This is a genomic window from Shinella sp. CPCC 101442 (genome assembly GCF_024704725.1).
Taxonomy (GTDB): Bacteria; Pseudomonadota; Alphaproteobacteria; order Rhizobiales; family Rhizobiaceae; genus Shinella.
On record NZ_JALIQS010000010.1, the window covers coordinates 20641 to 43726 of the forward strand.

Annotated in this window: 22 protein-coding genes; 13 read left to right on the forward strand and 9 right to left on the reverse strand. The window is 60.8% G+C overall.

The genetic code is table 11. The features are described from left to right. Nucleotides 1-116: 116 nt before the first annotated feature. The 4 genes from MUO32_RS25380 to MUO32_RS25395 form a co-directional block, all read right to left on the reverse strand. Nucleotides 117-317: a hypothetical protein gene (locus MUO32_RS25380; RefSeq protein WP_257951161.1), complete on the reverse strand. Its 201-nt coding sequence runs from the start codon at nt 315-317 to the stop codon at nt 117-119. 388 nt (nt 318-705) lie between these two features. Continuing rightward, a complete protein-coding gene (locus MUO32_RS25385) occupies nt 706-1860 on the reverse strand; it encodes an FAD-dependent monooxygenase (protein ID WP_257951162.1) in 1155 nt (384 codons plus the stop codon). Nucleotides 1861-1870: 10 nt separating this feature from the next. Beyond that, nucleotides 1871-3868, reverse strand: a complete 1998-nt coding sequence (locus MUO32_RS25390; RefSeq protein ID WP_257951163.1) for a TonB-dependent receptor — start codon at nt 3866-3868, stop codon at nt 1871-1873. After that, nucleotides 3865-5121: an MFS transporter gene (locus MUO32_RS25395; protein WP_257951164.1), complete on the reverse strand. Its 1257-nt coding sequence runs from the start codon at nt 5119-5121 to the stop codon at nt 3865-3867. The genes MUO32_RS25390 and MUO32_RS25395 overlap by 4 nt, the downstream gene beginning before the upstream one ends. A 106-nt stretch (nt 5122-5227) precedes the next feature. Here MUO32_RS25395 and MUO32_RS25400 point away from each other — a divergent pair, with 106 nt between their 5' ends. From MUO32_RS25400 to MUO32_RS25445, 10 genes are all read left to right on the forward strand, one after another. Then, the gene (locus MUO32_RS25400; protein WP_257951165.1) at nt 5228-6214 is read left to right on the forward strand and encodes an AraC family transcriptional regulator; all 987 of its coding nucleotides are present in this window, start codon (nt 5228-5230) and stop codon (nt 6212-6214) included. Between the two features lie 281 nt (nt 6215-6495). After that, the gene (locus tag MUO32_RS25405; protein ID WP_257951166.1) at nt 6496-7584 is read left to right on the forward strand and encodes an LLM class flavin-dependent oxidoreductase; all 1089 of its coding nucleotides are present in this window, start codon (nt 6496-6498) and stop codon (nt 7582-7584) included. Between the two features lie 44 nt (nt 7585-7628). Then, complete coding sequence (locus MUO32_RS25410) at nt 7629-8840, forward strand: acyl-CoA dehydrogenase family protein (RefSeq protein ID WP_257951167.1); 1212 nt, start codon at nt 7629-7631, stop codon at nt 8838-8840. 313 nt (nt 8841-9153) lie between these two features. Continuing rightward, a complete protein-coding gene (locus MUO32_RS25415; protein WP_257951168.1) occupies nt 9154-9762 on the forward strand; it encodes an ABC transporter permease in 609 nt (202 codons plus the stop codon). A gap of 2 nt (nt 9763-9764) precedes the next feature. Further along, the gene (locus tag MUO32_RS25420; RefSeq protein ID WP_257951169.1) at nt 9765-10583 is read left to right on the forward strand and encodes an ABC transporter ATP-binding protein; all 819 of its coding nucleotides are present in this window, start codon (nt 9765-9767) and stop codon (nt 10581-10583) included. A 32-nt stretch (nt 10584-10615) separates the two neighbouring features. Then, complete coding sequence (locus MUO32_RS25425) at nt 10616-11677, forward strand: ABC transporter substrate-binding protein (protein ID WP_257951170.1); 1062 nt, start codon at nt 10616-10618, stop codon at nt 11675-11677. Between the two features lie 12 nt (nt 11678-11689). Then, nucleotides 11690-12694 carry a ketopantoate reductase family protein gene (locus MUO32_RS25430; RefSeq protein ID WP_257951171.1) on the forward strand — a complete coding sequence of 335 codons (1005 nt, stop codon included), beginning with the start codon at nt 11690-11692 and terminating at the stop codon, nt 12692-12694. Between the two features lie 75 nt (nt 12695-12769). After that, on the forward strand, nt 12770-13354 hold the full coding sequence (locus MUO32_RS25435) for a TetR/AcrR family transcriptional regulator (RefSeq protein WP_257951172.1): 585 nt from the start codon (nt 12770-12772) through the stop codon (nt 13352-13354). Continuing rightward, nucleotides 13354-13956 (forward strand): 2-hydroxychromene-2-carboxylate isomerase, encoded by a 603-nt coding sequence (locus tag MUO32_RS25440; protein WP_257951173.1) that lies wholly within the window; start codon nt 13354-13356, stop codon nt 13954-13956. The genes MUO32_RS25435 and MUO32_RS25440 overlap by 1 nt, the downstream gene beginning before the upstream one ends. Before the next feature lie 25 nt (nt 13957-13981). Further along, nucleotides 13982-15352: an FAD-binding oxidoreductase gene (locus MUO32_RS25445; RefSeq protein ID WP_257951174.1), complete on the forward strand. Its 1371-nt coding sequence runs from the start codon at nt 13982-13984 to the stop codon at nt 15350-15352. A gap of 109 nt (nt 15353-15461) precedes the next feature. Here MUO32_RS25445 and MUO32_RS25450 read toward each other — a convergent pair whose 3' ends face one another. The 5 genes from MUO32_RS25450 to MUO32_RS25470 all read right to left on the reverse strand — a co-directional run bounded on the left by MUO32_RS25450 (nt 15462) and on the right by MUO32_RS25470 (nt 21035). Continuing rightward, complete coding sequence (locus MUO32_RS25450) at nt 15462-16562, reverse strand: ABC transporter substrate-binding protein (protein ID WP_257951175.1); 1101 nt, start codon at nt 16560-16562, stop codon at nt 15462-15464. 77 nt (nt 16563-16639) lie between these two features. Then, nucleotides 16640-17521, reverse strand: coding sequence for a fumarylacetoacetate hydrolase family protein (locus MUO32_RS25455; protein ID WP_257951176.1), 882 nt, complete (start codon nt 17519-17521; stop codon nt 16640-16642). After that, nucleotides 17518-18717, reverse strand: coding sequence for an acyl-CoA dehydrogenase family protein (locus MUO32_RS25460; protein ID WP_257951177.1), 1200 nt, complete (start codon nt 18715-18717; stop codon nt 17518-17520). The genes MUO32_RS25455 and MUO32_RS25460 overlap by 4 nt, the downstream gene beginning before the upstream one ends. Before the next feature lie 488 nt (nt 18718-19205). Next, nucleotides 19206-20096 (reverse strand): LysR substrate-binding domain-containing protein, encoded by an 891-nt coding sequence (locus MUO32_RS25465; protein WP_257951178.1) that lies wholly within the window; start codon nt 20094-20096, stop codon nt 19206-19208. A gap of 30 nt (nt 20097-20126) precedes the next feature. Beyond that, on the reverse strand, nt 20127-21035 hold the full coding sequence (locus MUO32_RS25470) for a LysR substrate-binding domain-containing protein (protein ID WP_257951179.1): 909 nt from the start codon (nt 21033-21035) through the stop codon (nt 20127-20129). A 107-nt stretch (nt 21036-21142) separates the two neighbouring features. On the opposite strand from MUO32_RS25470, the gene MUO32_RS25475 reads away from it, so the two are divergent. The 3 genes from MUO32_RS25475 (at nt 21143) to MUO32_RS25485 (ending at nt 23075) form a co-directional block, all read left to right on the forward strand. Next, complete coding sequence (locus MUO32_RS25475) at nt 21143-21817, forward strand: cysteine hydrolase family protein (protein WP_257951180.1); 675 nt, start codon at nt 21143-21145, stop codon at nt 21815-21817. Beyond that, the gene (locus MUO32_RS25480) at nt 21814-22116 is read left to right on the forward strand and encodes a GYD domain-containing protein (protein ID WP_257951181.1); all 303 of its coding nucleotides are present in this window, start codon (nt 21814-21816) and stop codon (nt 22114-22116) included. The genes MUO32_RS25475 and MUO32_RS25480 overlap by 4 nt, the downstream gene beginning before the upstream one ends. A 119-nt stretch (nt 22117-22235) precedes the next feature. Then, nucleotides 22236-23075 (forward strand): transporter substrate-binding domain-containing protein, encoded by an 840-nt coding sequence (locus tag MUO32_RS25485; protein WP_257951182.1) that lies wholly within the window; start codon nt 22236-22238, stop codon nt 23073-23075. The last annotated feature ends 11 nt before the right edge of the window (nt 23076-23086 follow it).

Below are 23086 nucleotides of genomic sequence, written 5' to 3' on the forward strand. Positions count from 1 at the left end.
CCGCGTTCGGCCTGCGAAAGATCGTCGCGCGCACTGGCAGCCCTCCGGCGTGGCGTCAATTGAATTGCGCGACATGTTTTGGTCGGCAGTACCGCGCCCGTTCTCCAATCCCCTCCTCAGTTTGGCCGGTGTCCCTGAACCATCCGATCGAGCACGATCGCGCATAGGAGAATTGCTGGACCGGCGAGCAGGCCCTGGCCTTGCGCGGCATATTGCAGGGCGTGCAGCACGTCTTCACCCAATCCCTTCGCGCCGATGAGGGCCGCGATCACGACCATCGACAAACACATCAGGATGGTCTGGCTGATGCCAGCCATGATCGACGGTCCAGCCGTTGGGAGATCAACCTTGAAGAGGATGAAGCTGCGGGATGCACCATCTTTTTCTCAGAGTTGCGCCGTCACGTCATGTTCACACCGCTGCCAGATGCGGCCGGGGCACAGGACAAAACCCTCATCTGAAAATCAAGTTTATATTGCTCCGACGCCTAAATTTCGAATCTGATAGCGCGCTCATGGGCGGCTACAGCGGCTCATGGCGCAGGGGGCGGCGTTTTGGCGTCGCTCGATACCGAGAATTGTCTTTCAGTTGTTTGGTGGCGCGACCGCCAACACCCGTTCACGGCGTTTCATCTTGAGTTTCCGTTCAAGAGAAGCAACTTTGCAGAGCGCCGCCCGCGCCAGATCCTTGGTTGCCACCGACATTTCAGTCGAGTTCCAGGGACGGTGCGGCCAGGCGGCCAGATGTGAGCCGGATGAACCATCGTGAGAGCATGATTGGCAGGATCCACGACTGCACGCGCATGCCGAATGTGCTTTGCGGGATGAGGTGGCCGCCGATCTTGCGCGAGATCGCCTGCATTCTCGTCACCAACGGTCGCAGGCGCGCCTCGTAGCTATCGAGCGCTTCCACATGGCTTTTCCGGGCAAGTTCTGCCGCGAGGATATAGGCGCCGGCCATCGCGGTGGACGTGCCCTGTCCGGCAAGGAAGGTGAGGCACCAGGCGGAATCTCCGAGCAGCGCGATGCGGCCCTTCGACCATTTCGGCACCTCGATCTGCGAGACTGTGTCGAAGAATGCCTGGTCCCAGTCGATTGCAGAGGTGAGGGCGGAAGCTACCGGCTCGGGCCATTGGCCGAACTCCTTCTGCAGAATGGCACGCCGGGCGTCGGGATCGAGCCGATCCGTGCGCTCGTCCCGCCAACAGAAGAGCGTGGCTGCCGTACCATCTCCGACGGCATAGAGGCCGCCTTGATGATCGACATCCATCATGCCGACGAAACTCGCGTCCAGCGGCCTGGCAAGTGACACGCGCCATGCGCTGGCCCGGTAGCCGAGTGGCCGGAGAAACTCTTCATGGGGGCCAAAGGCCAGCGCCCGGACAGCGCTGCGATAGCCGTCCGCTCCGACGACGAGGTCGAAGCGGTCGGTGCTGCCGTCGGAGAAGGTCGCCGTGACGCCCGCGCCATCATCGTCCAGCGCGACGACCGTCGTTTCATAGCGGATCGGGCACTTGCCCTCAACGGCGCCGCTCAGGATTTCATGGAAATCATTGCGCATGATGGCGAGGAGGCGGCCTTCCGCCGCGTTCGCCAATACACGATAGTCGTAGGAGAAGAGCTTGCGGCCGCGTCGGTCGAGATGATGGGCGGGGCCGAGTGGCATGGCTTTGGCGCGAAACGCCTCGATGAGACCAAGGCGCTCGGCAACACGCCAGCCGTTGACATGCAGGCCGATGGAATAGCCGCCCGTCCGGTCGCGGGCCGCCTTTTCCACGACAACCGGCTCGATGCCATGTTCAAGCAGGCAGGCTGCGAAGGTCAGGCCCGCAGGCCCGCCGCCGACGATGAGGATACGCATGTTATCCTCCTCAGAACGTCATGTTGATGCGGCCGCCAATCGTGCGACCCTGGCCGAGCTGGTAGAGATTGCCCAGGCCCGGATACTGGAAGCCATAAGTCGCATAGGTCTTGTCGAAGACATTGGTCACGAAAGCTTCGGCCGTGACCTTTTCATCGATTTCCCATTTCACGCCGACATCGGCCAGCGCATAGGCCTTCTGGCCAATGGTGTTGGTCTCGTCGAAATAGTGCTCGCTGACATAGGTGAGGCCGACATACGGGACCAGTGCGCCACGTCCGCTTTCCAGCTCGAAGCGGTAGTCGAGCATAAGATTGGCCGTGAATTCAGGCGCATAGGGCACGGTGTTGCCAGTCAGGTCCAGGCCGGGTGTCACGGGGTTATTGTAATCGGTGAAGCGCGTATGGTTGTAGGCAAGACCTGCCGTGATGCCGAACGCCTCGGTGGGCTTGGCTCGCACCTTCAAGTTGATGCCCTTGGACGTGACCTCGCCGACATTCTGCAGGTACTGCCAAGGCTGCACGTCCACGAACATCTGGTAGTCCTTGGTGATGTTGTAGTAGGCCGAGAGTTGAGCCTCCAACGTGCCGTCATCGTTGCGATACTTCAGTCCGGCCTCACCGTTGTAGGTGTGTTGCGGATCATAGGTGAAGGCGTTGTTCGTGGAGGTCACGTTGCGGGTGAAGCCGCCGGCCTTGAAGCCCGTGCTCACGAGGCCATAGGCACGCCATTCGTCGGTCAGGCCGTAGCTTGCGCCAAGCTTCGGCGAAAGCGCGGTGAAACCGTTGTCATTGCTGAAGGTGACCGGTCCTGCCGCGTCTGCGGCGGCGTGTTCGTAGTCAAGACGAAGGCCCGGCGAAATATCCAGGCGCTCGGTGGCGTGCCATGTCATATCGCCGAAGAGCGCGTAGGAATCGACCTTCTGCCGCGACGTCTGGCTGGCGATCGGCACGTTGCGCGTAAAGTCGAGGTGCTGATAGTACAGGCCAGCGACGTAGTCGATCGCGCTGCCCTGATCGGGGTTCGAAGCGATGCGCAGTTCCTGGCTCAATGTCCACTGCTTCTCGGGCGTGTAGCTGCCGAAGACCGTGCGATCGAGGTCACTCTTCTGATAGCCGGTGAGCGCCGTAACGGTTGCAAAACCGAGATCATAGGCGGCGTTGATGCCGAAGTTCCATGTGTCGAGATCGTATTGCGAAGGCGCGGGATAGGCGATGCGGTCCTTCAGCATGGACTCCATGACAAAGTATTCCTCCGTGGAGGAAACATGGCCACGCCCGGCTGTCACGGTCATGTCCCATGGGCTATCCGTTGGCGCATATCTCAGGCGAACCTGTCCGTTGAGGTCTTTCGTCCCACCGACCTCTTCGCCCGTCATGGTCGTGTAGGTGTCGTGGTCGTTGCGGAACGTGAAGTTCGCATCGCCATACAGTACGTCTTCAATGATCGGCGTACTGGCATGGAAGGTGCCGCCGCCGCCCTGATCGGTCAGATTGGAGGTGAAGCCGATGCGGCCTTCGTTGTCGGGCTTGCGGGTCACGATGTTGATAACGCCTCCGATCGCACCGCGCCCGTATAACGTGCCCTGTGGGCCGTAAAGCAGCTCGACGCTTTCCAGGCCGCCCGGCAACGAGCGGGTGAGGTTGAAGCTGTCCTGCGGCAGGCCATCTACATAGACCTGCGTGCTTGGATTATAGAAGTCGAGCGAAGCCTGGCCGCGGATCGTGAAATTTGCATAGGCGCGGCTGGAGCGCGTGCGAATGTTGACATCTGGAAAGATGCGGTCGAGATCGGCGACCGTTTCGATGTTTCGGGTCAAAAGCTCATCGGCATTGGCGATGTCGGTCGTCGACGGCAGCAGGAAATAGTCCTCGCTGCGTTTCGTGGCGGTGATGACGATCGGCTCGAGCGTGGATGCTTCGGCGTTGTCCTGTGCCGCAGCGATCTGCGGGGAGAGGCTGACGGCGAGGGCGAGGAGGGAAACGCCGGACAAGCGATGACGCATCATGGTTCCGATACCTTTTCTGATAGTACGACACCCTGCGCTGTCCTTGCGGACACGCCGAGCGTACGGGAGGCGATGAAGATTGCCGCGACGATGAAGGTCGCGGAGGAGGCGAAGAGCCAGCCATAGCCGAAGGCGTTTCCGAGCAGGCCTGCAACGGAGGAGGCGGCAATGGCGAGGATGGCGTCGATGCTCTGAAGCGCGGCGAAGTCCGTTGCTGTCTGTTCCGGATTGCACCAGTTCATCATGGCGGCATAGAGCGCGACGAAGGAGAAGGCGACGGCCGCCACCTGGGCAAGCAGCAGGCCAAGCGCCAGCATCGACGTGGCGATGCCGGTGAATTCGGCAGCAGCCAGGGCTGCAAGCAGCAAGACGTTGAGGATAGCGGCAATCACGATGGACCGGGCGATGCCTGCGGCCTGCACGAAGACTGCGCCGAGCGAAGAGGCGATGAGGCCGGCAACCGCACCACCGGCGCCGCGCAGAATGCCAATCGTATCGAGTGCAATACCCTTGTCGACGAGATAGGGACCGGTAAGCGCCGTGCCCATGCGAAGGCCGGTCTGATAGACCACGAGGAAGACGAGGCCGTACATCAGGGTGCGGTTTTGCAACGTTCTCCTGAAACCGATCTTTCCTTTCCCTGGGGTTGCGTGAACGCGCGGGGTGATGATTGCCTTCGACAGGAAAACCGGGATGGTGAGCAGGCAGACGAAACCTGCCATGGCGGCCATCGAAACCGCCCAGCCGGTGTGCTGATAGACGACCAACCAGAGGCCGCCGCCAATCAGGAAGCCGAGATAGGCACCGGCTGTGGACGCGCCGCTTGCGAGGCCACGCGTTTCGGCATTCGAGGCTCTGACGGCGAGCGAGTCGGTCGCCACATCCTGTGTCGCAGCAAAGACACCCATGACGAGCAGGACCGCTGCCAGCGCGCCCATATGCGTCTGCGGTGGTAGCGTGGTGGCGAGAAGGAAGCACAGGATAATGCCGGATTGGCAAAGCAGGATCCAGGTTCGCTCACTCGGGAACCGGTCAATGAGCGGCGCCCAGAGGAACTTCAGCGCCCAGGGCAGGAACAGCACGGCGAGATAGCCGATCTGGTCTAGCGGCATTCCGGCATCACGAAGCACCACGGGGAGCGCGGTCTGCACCATCGAGCCGGTGACGGACTGGGCGGCATACAGGCCGGCCAACAGGCCAAGCACGGTCCAGCCTGCCGAACGCCCGGCAAAATTCGTAAAAGCAGTCGACATAAGCCCTCGCAATGCACGTCTCGGCCTTACTAGGCTGATGCGTAAAACTTGACTATTGTAATCAGGTTCAATGATATTGCGATCGGGTCTATTATTTGGTGGGCATATGAATCTTCGTGTGGAACAGCGCGCTCTGGCACAGTCCGATCAGGATGACGTGGTCGTGCTGGGGCCAAGCCCGGCCGACCCGACGTTCTCCGCTACCTCGACGGAGGGTGCTTACAAAATCCTCGGTGTGCGGCCGGGCCTCACCATTTCGGTGTTCGACATGGTGATCGGCGCCGATTTCGTGGGGCGTTTCGCAACAGAACCCTGTGTGGCGATTGACTTCCTGTTCGAGGCGTCGGGACAGGGCTGGCTTTTGGGCAGCGATGCCGAGCAGCGGCTTTCATCGATTCCTTATCGGCCGGGCCGCATCTACATCATGGCGGCGCCGCAAGGTTCCATCGGCCTCTACGATGTGCCTATCGGGACGCGCTTCAAGGGTATGGATATCCGAGTCGACATTGGCCTCTGGCAGAAGCTTGGTGCAGGCGACCTTCTGAGCAGCCTCGACGAGCATCATGCCCTGCATATGGCCTCCGGAAACGGCACCTGGGTCGGCGTACTGCCGGTGCCGCCTGATCTTCTGGCCGTTGCGCGCGCGCTTTTCGACAGTGCCATGGTGGAAAGCGACGACCTTGCTTTCGAGGCTCGTGCGCTCGACATCATCAATGCGTCTATCGCCGCGATGCGTCGGACACAGCCGGCGCAGACCATTCCTCCCCGGGATCGCCGGCTACTACAGCGTGCCCGTGATCTTCTCATTGAGGAGCTTGCGCGACCGTGGACGCTGGATGAACTGGCCCGAGAGGTCGGACTGACACAGAAGCGGTTGAAATCCGGTTTCAAGAGCATGTACGGCTTTGCCGTCTACGCCTTCCTGCAGGAGCAACGGCTTCTCGAAGCGCACCGCGTCATCGAGAGCGGTGAGATGAATGTCACCCAGGCCGCCATTGCCGTCGGCTACAGCAATCCAAGCCATTTTTCTCAGCTTTTCCTGCGTCGTTTCGGCATGCAACCATCGCGCCTTCTCGCCGCACGGCCTGCGTAGGTCGGAACGGCAGACACTACCTGCCTCATGTCGCTTTTGGCTGGGCGCGGCTCGGCGAATGGCCGAAATGCTTGAGATCGCGTGCAGAAATTGCTGGCGAACTACAGTCGGTGAAGGGCGCAGCCTTCGTAACCGTCCAGGTGCCGAGCGTCAGACGAGGCGAATTACAGCGCTCGCGTGAAAAAATAATCTACAAATTTAGTAGAAAAAGAAAGACAGGTCGTTCTTTTTGTCGTCGTTGACGCCTATGATTTGATCAACCGCGAGAAACGAGGGCAAAGATGGCTGTCGAATTCATAAGTCTGACCTACCCCAATCTATCGACCGATATCGCTCCGTTGCCCGATGCGCCTGCGGATCCGGCTTATCTCGCGCGTTACGCGCGTTCCGTCGAGGAAGCCGGGTTTGGCTATACGCTGTTGCCTTATGGTTCATCGTCCTTTGATCCGTTCACGCTCGGCGCAACCGTTGCCGCTCATACGAGGACTTTGAAGATCATCATCGCCTTGCGGCCGAACACAGTTTATCCGACCGTTGCTGCGAAGTCGCTTGCGACCCTGGATCAACTGAGCGGCGGGCGCGTCGTCGTACATCTTATCGCCGGCGGCAGCGATGCCGAGCAGGCGGCGGAAGGCGACTTCCTGTCTAAAGACGACCGCTATGCGCGCTTGGAAGAGTACATTGCCATCCTCAAACGTGCCTGGTCTTCAAGAGAGCCGTTTGATTTCGCTGGACGCTTCTACACATTCAAGCGCTTCTCAAGCGCCGTCGCTCCGGTACAGGCGTCTATTCCCGTATCGGTCGGCGGTTCCTCTGGTGAAGCGTATCGAATTGGCGGTCTGCACGGTGACATCTTTGGCCTGTGGGGTGAACCTCTTGCCGAGACCCGGGAGCAGATCGATCGCATCTTCGCGGCGGCCGAGGCCGCTGGGCGGAAAGATCGGCCGCAAATCTGGGTGACCTTCCGGCCGATTCTCGCTGAGACGGACGAGTTGGCCTGGGCGAAAGCGCACCGAATTCTTGCGGCACTCAAAACGCATCATAAATCCGTAACAGGCGCCGAGCCGCAGAACGTCGGTTCCCAGCGTCTGCTTGAATTCGCGGCGAAGGCCGATGTTCACGACAAGGCGCTCTGGTTCGAACCTGCCGCAGCGACCGGTGCTCGCGGTGCATCGACCGCCCTTGTCGGCAGTCCGGACACAGTCGCAGAGGCCATCCTGCGGTATGTCGACATAGGCGCGGATCTCATATCCATCCGCGGCTACGACAATCTTTACGATGTGATCGACTACGGCCGTTACCTCGTGCCCCTCGTTCGTGCCGGACTGGCAAGCCGTAATCACCCGGTCGCTGTCGCGGCGTCAGCGTGAGCCCGCCTTTTCCGTCTGACGCTTCGTCCAATCGCCAGGATATCATGACCCGCCCCCAGCCCGTTTCCCTTGCCACTCCCGTGCGCGCACCGCAACGCGCAAGGCTGCCCGATGTAGTCAGGGCGCTGGCGGCACTGGCGCCCAACCAGGATGCGGCGGCGACGTTCCCACAGGCCGGCATACGCCAGTTGCACGATGCGGGGTTTCTGACGGCAAGTGTCGTCAGGGAGTATGGTGGCGCAGACTACGGCGTCGAGCAGCTAGCGCGGCTTCTGATCGAGATCGGCAAGGGTGATCCGTCCGTCGCGCTGATCGCGTTGATGAACCTGCAGTTTCATGCGGCCCAACGGCCCGGAGACCCGCGTGCCATCGGTGTGCATCTGTACCGCAAGATACTCGCTGGGTCGGAGCGAGCTCCGACCCTCGTCAACGCTTTCCGCGCCGAACCCGACCTTGGCTCGCCCGCCCGTGGTGGTCTGCCGAAGACGGTGGCTCGGTACAGCGCCGAGGGATGGGTCCTGTCCGGACGCAAGATGTTCTGCACCGGCTCCACGGGGCTTTCCTACCATTTGCCTTGGGCGGTGACCGACGAGGCACAGTCGCGTGTAGCGGAGTTCCTGGTACCGGCAGACAGCGAGGGTATCGAGATCGTTCCTGTCTGGAACCATCTCGGCATGCGGGCAACGGAAAGTCACGACGTGATCTACCAGGATGTCGTCGTGCCGCACGATCACATCGCCGGTGCGGAAATCGTGACGCCGGACACTCGTCAGGACATGCGGGCGGTCGCGCCGACCGTACTCCTGATCCAGTCGATCTATATTGGTGTGGCGCGTGCCGCGCAGGCTGCTTTCCATCGCTACGCGCATCAGCGCGTGCCGACCGCCCTCGGCAAGCCGATTGCCACGACGGAGCGGATCCGCTCCGTCGCCGGCGAGATTGAGTTGAATATCGTGCAGGCCGAGGCACTGCTGGCCCATTTCGCCTCGGGCCTGGCCGCAGGCCGTGAAGAGGCATTCCGCGACATCGCTGCGGCAAAAAGCGCAATCTCCGCTGCGGTCATTCGCTCGGTGGAGATTGCCGTGAAAGCGCTCGGCAATCCTGGGCTTTCCCGCGCCAACCCGCTTGAACGGCATCTGCGCGACGTTCTCTGCGCGCGCATCCATTCGCCGCAGGACGATTCCGTTCTCCTGGCTCTCGGTACGACAAGTCTGAGCAGGCAATACCACCCCGACATCGAGGAGCAAGTAAAGTGACCAGAAACGTGCGCCATTCCGGCTGCCTCAAAATCCGCGCTGCCGTAACCGGTATTGCTGCGCGACGCTCCATGGCGGCTGTCGCAACCTGCGCGGCTGATGGCGTGAAGCGATGAACACGACCCTCCTTGTTCCCCTCGCCACGCGCCCCCAGGCAGCGCTTCGTCCCCCGCAATGGCATGCCCCGCGCAATCTTCTGCGCGTAGCGCTCCCGGTCTTCGTTCTCGCGTTGTGGCAGGTCGCCAGTTCGACCGGCATTCTGTCGCCTAGAACCCTGCCGCCGCCATCGGCCGTCATCGAGGCATTCCGTCAGTTGATCGAGACCGGTGATCTCCAGGCGGCGCTACCGGCATCGTTGGCGAGGGCGGGAGGAGGGCTTGCGATCGGGCTTTTGATTGGGATCGGCTTCGGCCTCCTGACTGGTTTGTCGCGACGGGCCGAAGAGGCCTTCGACTCGACTTTTCAAATCGTTCGCCTCATCCCCTTCATCTCACTCGTTCCGTTGTTCATCATCTGGTTCGGCATCGGAGAAGAGCCGAAGGTTCTGCTTATCGCGCTGGCCTGTGTGTTCCCCGCCTATCTCAATACCTATTCGGGCGTGCGGAATGTCGATCGCCGGTTGATAGAGGCGGCCAGAACCTTTGGCCTTTCGCCCGTGCAGATCACATTGCAGGTGCTTCTCCCCGCAGCATTGCCCGCCGTGTTGGTCGGTGTGCGTTTTGCAATGGGTGTCTCGCTCCTGGCACTGATCATCGCGGAACAAACCAACAGCCGGGCCGGCATCGGCTACCTGATCTTTGTGGCGAGTGGCGCCTTGCGTATCGATCTGATCGTCGCCTGTGTTCTCGTCTACGCCGTCCTTGGCATCGCGATCGACCTCGTGATGCGCCTTGTCGAGAAACTCTTGCTCCCGTGGAGATAGCCATGCTGGCCAATGTGCAAATCCGGAAGGAAACCGGTGACGCAACTCCGGTGGTCGATCTTCGGCCAGTGGCAACCACCGCCCATAGCCCGCGGGAAGCCGTCGTCTCGCTGACCGGAGTTTCCAAGAAATTCGGCGATCAGACGATCCTCGACGGCGTCGATCTCTCTATCCGGCAGGGCGATTTCGTCGCACTGCTCGGCGCATCGGGTTCGGGAAAAACGACATTGCTGCGTATCCTTGCATCCCTCGATGAGGCCAACGACGGCAAAGTACTCGTGGCCAGAAATCGGTCGGTCGTTTTCCAGGAGCATCGCCTGCTTCCGTTCCGCCGCGCCTGGCGCAATGTTCTGCTCGGCACGAAGCAACCCGGCAACGGCCGGGCGATCGCGGAGAGGGCGCTAGCTGAGGTCGGGCTTTCAGCGAAAGCCGATTCCTGGCCGAAACACCTGTCAGGGGGGGAGGCGCAGCGGGTCGCTCTCGCGCGAGCACTCGTACGGTCACCGACGCTGCTGCTGCTGGACGAGCCTTTCGCCGCACTCGACGCCCTGACGCGGATCAAGATGCATGCGCTTGTCGAAGGGCTTTGGCGCGACCACAAGCCGGGTGTCCTGATCGTGACGCACGACGTCGATGAGGCGATCCTGCTTGCCGATCGGATTCTTGTCCTGAAGGACGGCCGCTTCTCGCTCGATGTCGCCGTGCCGCCCGCGCTTGTGCGCAACCGGAAACGGCAGGAATTGGAGCCGGACGAGGTCAATCCCCTCAAGTATCGCCTGCTTGCCGAACTCGGTGTCGCCGTACCGGGCCACACCGCCTGAATATCAACCCTTGAACGCCAAGGAGCGCCGCAATGGCACTTATCCGCCTACCGAAACTCGGCCTCGCTGCCACCATTGCTGTCATCGTGCTCGGGGCGCAAGCCTTCGCAGAAGATAGCAAAACGATCACGCTCGTCATCGGTCAAAACGGTCAGGAGCTTCAACCTGGCTGGGAAGCATCGGGCATCTGGAAGGACGCGCCGTACAAGCTCGAATTCGCGACATTCCCGAATGCCGTCGAGAACGCGACGGCTCTTGCGGCGGGGAATGTCGACGTCAGCTATTTCGCGCAGTTTACCGCCATTCAGGCGCAAGCCTCATCCAATCCCGACTGGACGAAGGAGACCGTGCCCTACAAGTCGATCGTGGTGGCGGCAACGGCTGACACCGTGAACCATGAAAGGTTCGTCACCTTGGCGTCCGGGGCCTCCGGCATCGGAGAGCTGACGGCGGATTCGGTTCGTGGCAAGCGCTGGGCATCGTCCCCGGGGGCGACCAACTTCCTTCTCTACCTTCAGACGCTGAAGCACCTTGGCCTGAAGCCGGCGGACGTCGTCCCCGTGACGCTCAACAACGAGGCGGGAGCCTTGGCGGTGCTGCATGGCGAAGTCGACCTCGTGTCCGGGCCGATCGATTTCTATGATCAGGCTCTCGCAGACGGCGGAAAGGTCATCTCCAAGAGCGGTGAGGTCGGGCCAGGCAGTCCCGGTGGCCTGCTGGCGAACTCCCAATCCCTGTCCGATCCAGCCAAGGATGCTGCGATCCGCGACCTGATCGCCCGCTACGTGGCCTATCAGGACTGGTACAACACCCATCCAGCCGAGGCACAGGATGCATTGGTGAAAGTGCGCAAGCTCTCGCCGGAAAGCGCAAAATTCATCTGGGCCTACACCCGTGTCCGTCCGCAGCCCATCACCGGGGAGCGCATCGACGAGGCGCGTAGCATCGCTTCGGTCGTCCACGAGTTCGGGGCAATCGGCAAGGCGATAGATGCGTCGCTCACCTATGACGCTCGCTATACCGACACGATCGAGGAAGCGCTGAAGACAACGAATTACGATGCGAACCTCCAGGGTTCGCTGACCGGAAATTGAGGAGACACCGACATGACACGCTACATCATCATCGGCGCCGGTGCAGTTGGCGCAAGCCTTGCCGCGCAGTTCGAAGGAGCCGGGATCGCCTATGCCCTGGTCGGTCGAGGTGCCCAGATCGACCATATTCGGGAGCATGGGCTCGAATATCGCCGGCCGTCCGGAACGCGGCAGGTCAGGCTCAACGCCTTTACCGCCGATGCGCCGCCGGCCCTTGCCGGCAATGACGTTCTTCTTCTCGCTGTCAAGGCGCAGGACGTCGACGTGGCGACCACACACTGGGCGGCCCGGACAATTGACGGGGTTGGTACGACCGCCGGCTTCGCTTTGCCGATCGTTACGTTCCAGAATGGTCTGGCTGCCGAAAGTATCGCGCTGCGGCGTTTCGCCAGGGTCTATGGTGCCAGCATCATGACGCCGGCGCGCTTCTCGGAGATCGGTAAGGTGGTCGCGGCAGGTGACCCGGAAGTCGGGGCCATCGTCCTTGGTGCCTATCCCGGTGGCGAAGATGATGTGGGACGCCGCATCGCGCTGGATCTTGCGAATGCGGGGTATCTTGCGGAGGTGCGAAGCGATATCAAGCGCTGGAAGGCCTCGAAGCTCGCTTACAACGTCAAGAACGTGCTGGAGCTGTTCGGTGGAACGACGGACGAGCATGCCGCCTTCGGCGAGGCGCTGGAGCGAGAGGCGAGGCAGGTCCTGGACACCGCTGGTTATACGTTCGCTCAACCGGTCGAGCGCCGCATCAGTATCGCGCACTGGGGGGTCGCCGAGGATGCTGGCATCGTGCCAGGACAGCAATCGACGTGGCAGAGCTACGTGCGCGGCACTTCGAGCGAGGTGGAATTTCTCAATGGAGAGATCGTACTGCTTGGCCGGCTGCACGGGATCGCGACCCCCTTCAACGAAGCCGTGCAGGAGGCAGCGGCCCGACTGGCCAATACGTCCGGCAAGCCTGGAATGGTGCCGTTGAGCAGCGTGAGAGCGCTGGTTGACACTCTTGCATCAGCGGCCTGATGGTTGCACTCGTGAGAGTGCCAACGAGTGCGCCCCCTCGACCCCATGCGCGAACGAAAACGACTGAGAACGCCGATGAAAACGCCTGTACGAGACGAGATTTTGAATGTTGCCGGCATCCTGTTCTACACGGAAGGGATAAGGGCGGTCGGCATCGACAGGATTATAGAGCGGGCCAATGTCGCCAAGGCGACGCTTTACAGGCATTTCCCGTCCAAGGATCATCTCGTTGCCGCCTATCTGCAGCAACGGCACGATCGGGTGGTAAAGTCGCTTGAGGAGGTTCTGAACGTCGTCGACCAACCGCGCGAACAGATTAGGACGATCTTCGAGCGGCTTTTCGAGAAGGCCGACAGTCCGGAGTTTCGGGGCTGCGCCTTCGCGCTCGCGGTCGCCGAACATGGCGAATCCGAGCGTGTGGTGGCTGTCGCACAGGAACACAAGCGGGCTGTCCGTTCCCTTCTCACGTCGATCTTGGAAGCCGCCAGTATCACCGATGACGCGGCGCCCCGTCATTTGGCGCTTCTCTACGAAGGCGCGCTCGCAACAGTCGCAGTCAGCAGGGATCCCCAAGCCGTACTGACAGCGCGCGACTGTGCGCTGTCCGTTTTCGATTGGGCGGTCGCGCAGCGCGATATCGCCGTCGGCGGCGCAAGATAATGGCAGAGACGATCGATTACTATTTCGGGATCGGCTCCCCTTGGTCGTTCATCGGCCTCGAGCCGTTTCTCGATCTGTCGCAACGCTTCAACGCCACTATCCGTCCTGTCGTCATTCCCTTGATCGTCGACAATGGCGCGATCTATTCCCGTGACCGGCCCGAGCCGCGCCGTGCCTACTGGTCGACGGACCTCAGGCGATGGGCCGCGGTTCGTGGCAAATCGCTGATGCTTGAAGGCCGCGCCAGCCTGTCCGATCCCACACCTGCGGGTCATGTCGTGAGTGCCGCAATTCTCGATGGTCAGGACTGGATACGACTGACCAAGGCGTTGCAGGGAGCGTTCTGGGAGCATGCCGAGGACATTGGCCGTCCAGACGTGCGCCTGGAGATAGCGCAGGCGGTCGGGCTGGATGGTCCCGCGCTTGAGGAGCGCGCAAGAAGCAACGACGTTCGCGAGGCGCTGGCACGGGGCCATGACGAAGCAAAGGCAGCCGGGGTCTTCGGCCTGCCGACATTCAGGTATCAAGGCGAGCTGTACTGGGGGCAGGACAGCCTGCCTTTCCTGGAGCGTCATCTGAGCGATGGCAGAGCTATCGCCTGACGCCCTCTGATCTGACGAGGATTTCATGAGCAACCTACCGTCCGACGTCGTGGAGGCGTTGTCCAGCCGCTTCGGCGAGCGGTTTTCCGTGGCCGACGCCGTGCGGGATCTGCATGGGCGTGGTGAATCCTATCACGCCGCAGCGTCGCCAGATGGTGTTGTTTTCGCCGAGAGCACACAGGAAGTCTCGGAGATCGTTAGCCTTTGCGCGCGTTTCGGGGTGCCGGTCATCGCCTTCGGAGCCGGTACATCCCTGGAGGGCCATCTGTCGGCTTTGCATGGCGGAATTTCGATCGACCTATCCCGTATGAACCGCGTCTTGCGTGTGAGTGCCGAGGACCTCGACTGCACGGTAGAGGCCGGTGTCACGCGTGAGCAACTAAACACGCATCTGCGCGATACAGGCCTGTTTTATCCCATTGATCCGGGCGCCAACGCGTCCATCGGCGGCATGGCCTCGACGCGAGCGTCGGGAACGAATGCGGTGCGCTACGGCACGATGCGGGAGAACGTGATGGGACTGACCGTCGTGCTGGCGGACGGTCGTGTCATCCGCACGGGAGGGCGGGCGCGAAAATCGTCAGCTGGATACGACCTCACGCGCCTCTTCGTCGGCGCGGAGGGGACACTCGGCATCGTGACGGAGGTGACGCTTCGGCTTTATGGCATACCCGAGCGCATCGCCGCGGCGCTCTGCTCGTTCGAAAGTGTTTCATACGCTACCGCCGCGGCTATCGCCATCGTCCAGCTTGGTATTCCTGTTGCACGGATGGAACTGATGGATCGCGGCCTCATCGCCGCCGTCAACGCTTATTCCGGGCTTTCCTTGCCAATCGAGGATACTCTTGCCTTTGAGTTCCATGGCCCCCCTGCCAGTGTCGACGAGCAGATCCAGCTAGTCAAAGGCATCGTGGAAGACAACGGCGCAAAGGGCTTCGAAGCGGCGCGTTCGCCGGAGGACAGGAACCGTCTCTGGAAGGCGCGGCACAATGCGTTCTATGCGGTCGTTTCCATGCGTCCGAACGCCCGTGGATGGTCATCGGACGTGTGCGTTCCCGTATCGGAACTCAGCAGGTGTATCGTCGAGACGAGAACCCTTCTTGAGGGCTGCCGTGTCCCAGCAGCCATTCTCGGTCATGTGGGTGACGGCAACTACCATGTCGTCTTCGCCGTCGATCCGGGCAATGCCGACGAGCTGGCAGAGGTTGCCGCTATCAACGGCAAGATGGTCCATCTGGCGATTTCCGTCGGCGGCACCTGCACCGGAGAACATGGTGTAGGCACCGGCAAGATGGCGTACCTGCGCGCCGAGCATGGCGACGCGGTCGACGTCATGGCCGTCATCAAGGCTGCGCTGGACCCGACTGGCATCATGAACCCCGGAAAAATTCTGTAGTGACGCTCTCGCCGCCTGAGAGGCGGAGCTCAAGACATGAGGCAGACACGAGCAAACATGTCGGCCGCGAATGGTATTCGCGGCCGACATGCCTTTTTGTTTCGATGAATCAGTTGCTGGCGAGCGACTTCTTGAGGTTGTCGTCGAAGTTCAGCGACGTCTTCTTCTCCTCGATCGTGTCGGTGTACCGGCTGTCGTAGGCAAGCGAGACGTCGACGGTTTTCTTGATGACCCCGAATTCGTGCACGACCTGTGCGATGCTTCGTGCGTCGTCGATGCGTTCCTTGGTGATCGGGCGCGGAATGACGCGATTGTATGCCCAGAAGAACGCGGCACTCTCAGGCGTAAGCTTGCGCACTTTCACCAGGGTTTCCTGAGCTTCCTTCGGATGCGTGTTGTACCAGTCCTGGAAGGCGACATAGCGGGCAACCAGATCGCGCAATGCCGCGTCCTTCGCCGGATCGGCGAGTGACGCCGTGCTGGCGATCAGGCTGTTCTGGCTGCCCGGACCGACATCGCCGCTCTTGGCAATAATCTTGGCACCATCCGCCAGCGACTGGTCGTAGAATTCGATCGGTCCCGAGACGAGATCCACCTGTCCATTCAGGAGCGCGAGAGCACCGGCTTCGTTGTTCAGCGTAACCGGAACGACATCCTCGGGAGTAAGGCCGAGATGCTTGAGCGTTTGCAGGTAGAGAAGGAAGTTGGTCGCGCCCGGGGACGAGGCCCAACGCTTGCCACGGACGGCATCTGCCGTCAGTTCGGTGATGCCCGAATCCTTCGAGGCAACGGTTACGAAGCGCTCGTGGTTTTCCGAGTCGGCCGTGCTGAAAACCAGCACCGACTTGTAGGGGACATCATCCTTGGTCCAGTCCGGATTGGCGGCTGCCTGTGCCTGAATGGCCGTGAACTGGGCGATGGCGCCAATATCGATCTTGCCGGCCGCAAGTGCCGTTGCGTTTTCGACGACATTGGGGAATGTCGCGAATTCGAGGTTATAGGGTGCATCTTTCCAGATGCCGGATGCTTCCCAGGCGGGCTGCAGCTCAGGCCCGTTCTGGCCGACGATGATGGTGACCTTCTCATCCTGTGCATGGGCCGCCGGCACCATGAGTGCGGACAGGACAAAGAGGCTCGTGCGGGCCAGTCTGGCCCAGCTGGGAGAGGCGACCGTGCCGGTTCGCAGGATGTCGGAACTATCGGGTGTCATGGAGTTCACCTTGCTTGGCGTGAAATGTATCGGAAGCGCCGGAACAGCCAGGCTGCTGCTCCGGCAAGGAACCGGGATCAGCTCGCGAGGCGGGCGGTTTCCGCCGGGCGGGCGACCTGCAGCTGGGTGCCAAGACCAGCAACGGACGCCCTGATAAGATCGCCGGGCCGCAGCGCGATGCCTTCCGTGCCTTCGATCCTGGCGGGGCTTCCAGTCAGAATCACATCGCCCGGCAGCAGGCGGAGACGACGGGACAGGCGCGCTATCAGTTCGGGAATGGCGAAAACCAGGTCCGACGTATTGCCCCGCTGGATGGCCGTATCGTTGAAGTCGAGTTCGATGGCGAGGGAGCCGAGATCGCCGGCCGCCTCAAGCGAGACGACTTCCGGCCCAAGTGGCGTGAAGGTCGCCAGCGACTTGGATGGATTGAGATACGTCGCACCGCCCGAACCGTCGAGCTTGGGAATGTTGACGATGGCCGTGCGATCGTAGAGGTCTTGTGCGACGGTTACGCCGGCGACATGGTCAAGCGCCTGGTCCTCATTGATGAAGTAAGCTTCGCGCTTGATGACGACCGCCGCCTCCGCCTCCGTGAACACGGTTTCGCTAGGCAGGAGAATGTCTGCGTGCGGGCCGGCCAGCGAGGTCAGGAACTTTGCGAACACGCCCGGTTCCGTTGGTGTCTTCAGACCCGAATGATGGATATGGGTATGGTAGTTCAGGCCGACGCCCACGATCTGGCGCGGGCGCGGGACCGGCGAGAGGATGCGCGCACTCTCAGGTGCGGTGGCATCCGCCGACTTGCTGCCCGACTGTGCCCATTCCTGGAAATCATCCCAGTCTTCGAAAATGGCTTGCGGATCATGTGAAAAGCGACCGTTGCTGGCGTTAGCGACGTCGAGAATGCCTTCAGGGAGGATAAGCTTGAGGCGGCCGGAATCGTTGAGAATACGTGTCATGTCTGTCGGTTCTCCAGGTTGAGGGGGTGAAGGTTGCGGGCAAGACTTTCAGTGCCGAGGGAAAGGAGGACGTAGTCCTCCTGTTGGGAGTGGACGCGCGCGCAAAGCACATCACGCCAATGGCGCTCGAGCGCACTGCTCCGGGAAAGGCTGGGATTGCCGAGCGCCTTCACAGCAACCTCTACAGCCCGGATGACCGCCGACGCGATGAGGGTCTTGGCAGCGGAAGCATGCCGGAATGCGTTCACGTCGCCGGCGTCCATGCCGGATGCAAAATGCCGAAGAAGCGATTCGGCCTGAATCAGGTTGAGTTCGATTTCTCCGGCAACGGTGCGCATGCGTTCCGTCGTGGCAATCGGCCTACCGAGTGCTGTGGGCACCCGTTCGTGGCAAAAACGGTGAAACGCGTCCTGGGCTGCACGGGCAACGCCGATGTAAAGCGCCGAGAAGGCGAGGACGCTTGGCGCTGCCAAATGGTCGTTCTGCCGTGTGCGGGAGGTGATGGTCTCCGGATTGACGATATGATCATGCGGAACCACCACGTCGTGGTAAACGACGTCGTGGCTTTGCGTCGCACGCATGCCGAGATGATTCCAAGTCGGAAGAATTTCAATGCCGTCGCTTTCGGCAGGCACAAGAAACTCCGCAACACGCGGTTCGGCCTCGTCGGTCACCGCCCATGGCAGGTGATAGTCGAGGCCTGTCGAGCCAGTGCAAAACATCTTTCGGCCGGACAGGATCCAGCCCTCGCTGCTGTATCGCGCGCGCGTCGCCGGAAGTCCGCCGCGCGCTGGCGTCCCCAGATCGGGTTCCGCCCGAAATGCATTCAGCAATGTCGGACGCTGCCGGGATTCGTTCAGTATGCGAAGATAGAGATGCGGTGCGATTGCGCGAGGGTCGCCGGAACCTTGATTGGCATGGAACTGCAGGTTCATCAGCGCGATCAATGCGACCGAAGGGTCTCCGCGCCCGAGTGAGGCCATCAACTCCACAATGTCCGAGACACCGTACCCAGCTCCGCCATGCTCTTGAGTCACGCTTGCGGTCAACAGCCCGGCTTCATGCAGCGCCAGAATGCCGTCCGCGGGAAACGAGGCGTTCTCGTCATGGTAGCCAGCTCGATCTGCAAGGCGCTCGACGAGTTGGTCGAGTCGCGCCGATGGTGGTGGGAGATGGTGGATCTGTCTGTGCGTCATAAAGAGGGTATAGCACCCCCATAGACGCAAAGAGAATGATCGGTCTTTCTTTTTCTATTAAATTTATAGAATATATTTGCATCCATTCGCCAGTTGCCGCTTGGTTTACCCCGCCCGGGTAGATACTCAGCCGATTGGCGGATGCTTCCATAAGTTGGGGCTTAATTACCGGCCGCCTGGCGGTAGGGCAGAAGCAACATATGATCTGTCCTCAGCGGCGGCTGTGACTTCCTCAAGCCGACGACACGCATTTATCTGCGGGCGGATTTTCTCCCGGACAACGAGGAGGGCAGGAAATAGCTAGCCGACCTAGCCGGATACAGCGTATCGATTTGACCGCTTAGTCGGCTTGAAGGTGTAAGCGAGCCCAGAAACGGAAAGTCAGCTCGAACCCGATGATGACCAACGGCTCGGGGCCTCCAGTTGGCACGCCGGCGGTTCGCTTCCGTTCAAGGTCCTGGAGATTTTCCGTCGTCACCCCTGGAGATTCAAGGTGTCGCCGCTTCTTCGATGAGCCAGTTGATGAAATAGCCGACCTCCGCGGTTTCCCGCTTCGCCTCGGCGCAGATGCAGTAGTAGTTGTGCAGAGCAGGCACGCTGAGTTGCAACGGCTGCACAAGGCGACCCTCATCCAGATCGCGGGCGGACACGACCTCGTCGCTGAGCGCGACGCCAAAACCGTCGCGCGCGGCCTGTAGCACGATGCCGAAATCGTCGAAATACACGTCCGCCTCGCCGGTATAGGCGATGCCAGCCTCTGCCTGCCAGCGACGCCATTGCGAGCCGTCATCCTCATGGAGCAGCCTGTGATAGGCAAGGTCGGAGGGTTGGCGGATGGCGTTGGGGCCGCGCAGGAGCTGGGGGCTGCAAACCGGCGTCATATGGATGCCGTGCAGCAGGCGCCACCAGAAGCCCGGCCAGGGCGGCGCGCCATAGACGATCGCAACATCCGTCTTGCGCCAGTCGACGCCGTGGAAATGGCTGGAGGTGAGAACCTTCAACTGGAAATTCGGGCTTTCCGCCATGAAGGTGAAAAGCCGTGTGGCAAGCCATGCAACGCCGTGTACCTGCGGGATGGAGATGGTGAGGGCCTGCTTTGGCGCGCCACCATATTTATGCGCCGATAGCTGGCGCACGCCGGTGTGGATCGCCTCCATGGCGCTTGCCACCGAGCGCTGAAGCTGGCTTCCGCTCGGCGTCAAAGCCAGTTGCCGGCCGCGTTTTTGAAAGAGGTCGACGCCGAGTGTTACCTGGAGCGCGCGGATCTGCTGGCTGACGGCACCTGGCGTCACATGCAGCTCCGCCGCCGCCGCACTGACATTGCCAAGTCGCGCGACGCTTTCGAAGACGCGAAATGCATGAAGGGGTGGCAGCGCCATTGGATTCTTCCCTCAGTTAACGTTCACGGATCAGGCATTCTGGTCGCGCCCCGGGCGCAACTGCTCGACCAACCGATCGGCCAGGGCGCGCAGGACGGGGTCGTTCGCACGATTGACAGGGCAGACGATGTAATATTCCCGCGCCGCATTGATCGTGGTCGAGAACGGTTGGATGAGCCGCCCCTCGCTCAGGTAGTTTCGCGTCAGCACATCCGAGACCAGTGCTACGCCGCGGCCCTGAACGGCGGAAGCGATCGCCTGCGCCACCGACTTCACCCGTACACGGGTGTTGTCCTCAAGGGCGATCCGAGCGGCAACGGACCATTTTGCCCATTCTCCGCCGTCATCTTCATGCAGCAGCGCGACGGAGCTCAGCTTTCTGTCGCGATTGCGCAGGTCGAGCCGGGGGAGCAGTGTTGGCGAGCAAACAGCGCAGAGCCGTACCTCGCTGAGTGACCGCCAGTATTGTCCGGTGAAGGGCGGATTGTCGTAGACGATTGCCAGGTCATTGTCCTCCCAATTCACCTCCGCGGCGGTGATCGCCTCATTGATTGTGAGGTTGGAAATGCCGTGTGATTGCGCGAAATCGACGATCGTCGCTGTCAGCCAGGCGATCCCGAGTGCGGTCGGCACGGAAACCGACAATAAGGCAGGCTGGTCGCTGGAGGCTAGTTTCCGCGATGCCCGCGTCGCCGTGTCTAGCTGTCCGAGCGATATGGCGACGGTCTGCGAAAAATCCCGGCCCGCCTGAGTGAGGGCGACATTCCGGCCTGACTTCTGGAACAGGGTGATGCCAGTCGCATCACTCAGCTTTTTCAACTGCAGCGAAATCGCGCTTGGACTGAGGTTCAATTCCTCCGCCGCATGCCGCACGCCGCCTAGGCGTGCGGTCGCCTCGAAGGCCGGTAGATACTGCAGGTAGGGCGGGAGTCGGCTCATCTGGATATCCGGCTGATCGTTTAGCATTATAGAACAATATTGGTGATTTTAAATTGATTTTTTAAAACTGTTGGGAGTGCTATCCCATAACAAAGAGGAGCTTGTTCATGATCTCGGCAAAACCATTCGACTATCCCTATGACGGCAATCTCGATGCCCGCAAAACGGCGCTTGTTGTCATCGACCTGCAGGAGGATTTTCTCTCGACCACAGGTTATTTCGCCCGTCAGGGTTATGATCCCGCACCACTTCGCGCGATCCTTCCGGCGGTGAACCAGCTTATTGCCGCATGCCGTGAGGCGGGTATCCAGATCATTCACACGCGGCAGGGTTATCGCGGGGACCTCGCGGATATGACCCCTTACGAAAAATGGCGCCGGCAGCGGTCAGGCCTTGAAGGAACAACCGCATTGCTGCGCTCCAGCCCCGGTTTTCAGATCGTTCCTGAACTTGACGTGCGCCCGCAGGACATCATTGTCGACAAAACCTGCAACAGCGCTTTCACCTACACCGATTTCGAGCATGTCTTGCGTGCCCAGGGCATCACGCATCTGCTGTTTTCCGGCTGCACCACTGACGTCTGCGTTCATACGACGCTGCGTGAAGCTTGTGATCGGAATTTCCAGTGCCTGACAATCTCGGACGCCTGCGCCAGCGGCGATCAATATGCCCACGAGGCCGCCCTCCACATGGTCACCGTCGAGAACGGCATTTTTGGCGCGCTGACCGATACAGCGGCGGTGCTCGAAGGTCTGAAAAAGCTTGGAAAATCCCCGAAATGAACGAGACCCAGAAATACGTTTCCCTGATGCGCCTCACGCAGAAGGGGCTCACAGAACTGACCGATAGCGCGAAGCGCCGGAAGGTCAGCGAAGATCGTGTCGCAGCGCTCGGCGGGCGGTCGATCGCCTTCTACGCTCTGCTCGGAACCTATGATTTCATGCAGGTTTTCGAGATGCCGGGCAATGAAGCGATGATGCAGTACGTGCTCACGGCGCGCCGGGACGGGCATGTCGAACCGCTCATCCTCCCCGCATTCGACACCGAGACATACGGCCAGATTCTCACCGCTGTAGGTTAGCTGTATAGTTTAGTTTTTCTGCTGTTTTAAGGACAAAACATTTAGCTTGTCTGCGAAAGGCGTTCGTATACGACTTCACAAAACTCGATGCAAGAAACCAAAAACAAGGGAACACAACCATGATGACAGCAACACTGGGAACGAAAATGTCGCTTCTGGCAGGCACCATGTTTGCCGCTCTGCTTAGCGCCAACACCGCTCTTTCCGCCGAACAGAAGCCGGATTTCGTATCGGGCGGCATTTTGAAAGTCTGCACCAGCGGCGAATTTCCGCCGATGGAATATTATGAAAATCCGGGCGACAAGGATCTCGTCGGTTTCGAGATTGACGTCATGGACGCAATCGCCAAACAGTGGGGTGCGAAGGCCGAATATGTCGTCGGTGACTTCAAGGGCCTGCTGCCGTCGCTCGATTCGAAGCGCTGCGACCTTGTCGCGAGCGGCATCATGATCACGCCGGCTCGCCTCGAAAAATACGACGGCATCCCGTATTTCGGCTCTCACGTCGTCATGGTCACTGCGGCGAGCGACACGGAGACGAAAGTTCCGGCCGATGTCAGCGGCAAGATCATGGCGATCGAAGCCGGCACGACCTACGAAAAGACGGTCGCCGATCTCAATGCCGAACTCGAAGCCGCCGGCAAGGAACCGATCCAGGCGCAGACCTATCCGTCCGCGTCCGGCGTCATCGAGCAGATCCTGGTTGGACGCGCTACCGCGACGATCACGCAGGATACGACGGCTGCCTACCGCATGCTTCAGGTGCCGGGCCGGCTGGCCATTCCCTACACCTACGAGGAAAGCGAAAACTACGGCATCTATCTGCGTAAAAGCGATGGCGACCGGCAGATGCTGAAGGAAGCGATCGAGGCCCTGCAGGCGAGCGGCGAGATGAAGGCGTTTCTCAAGAAGTGGAATCTGCCGGAAACCTCGACCGACGTTTCTCACGACGTAAACTGACGATAGGCGGT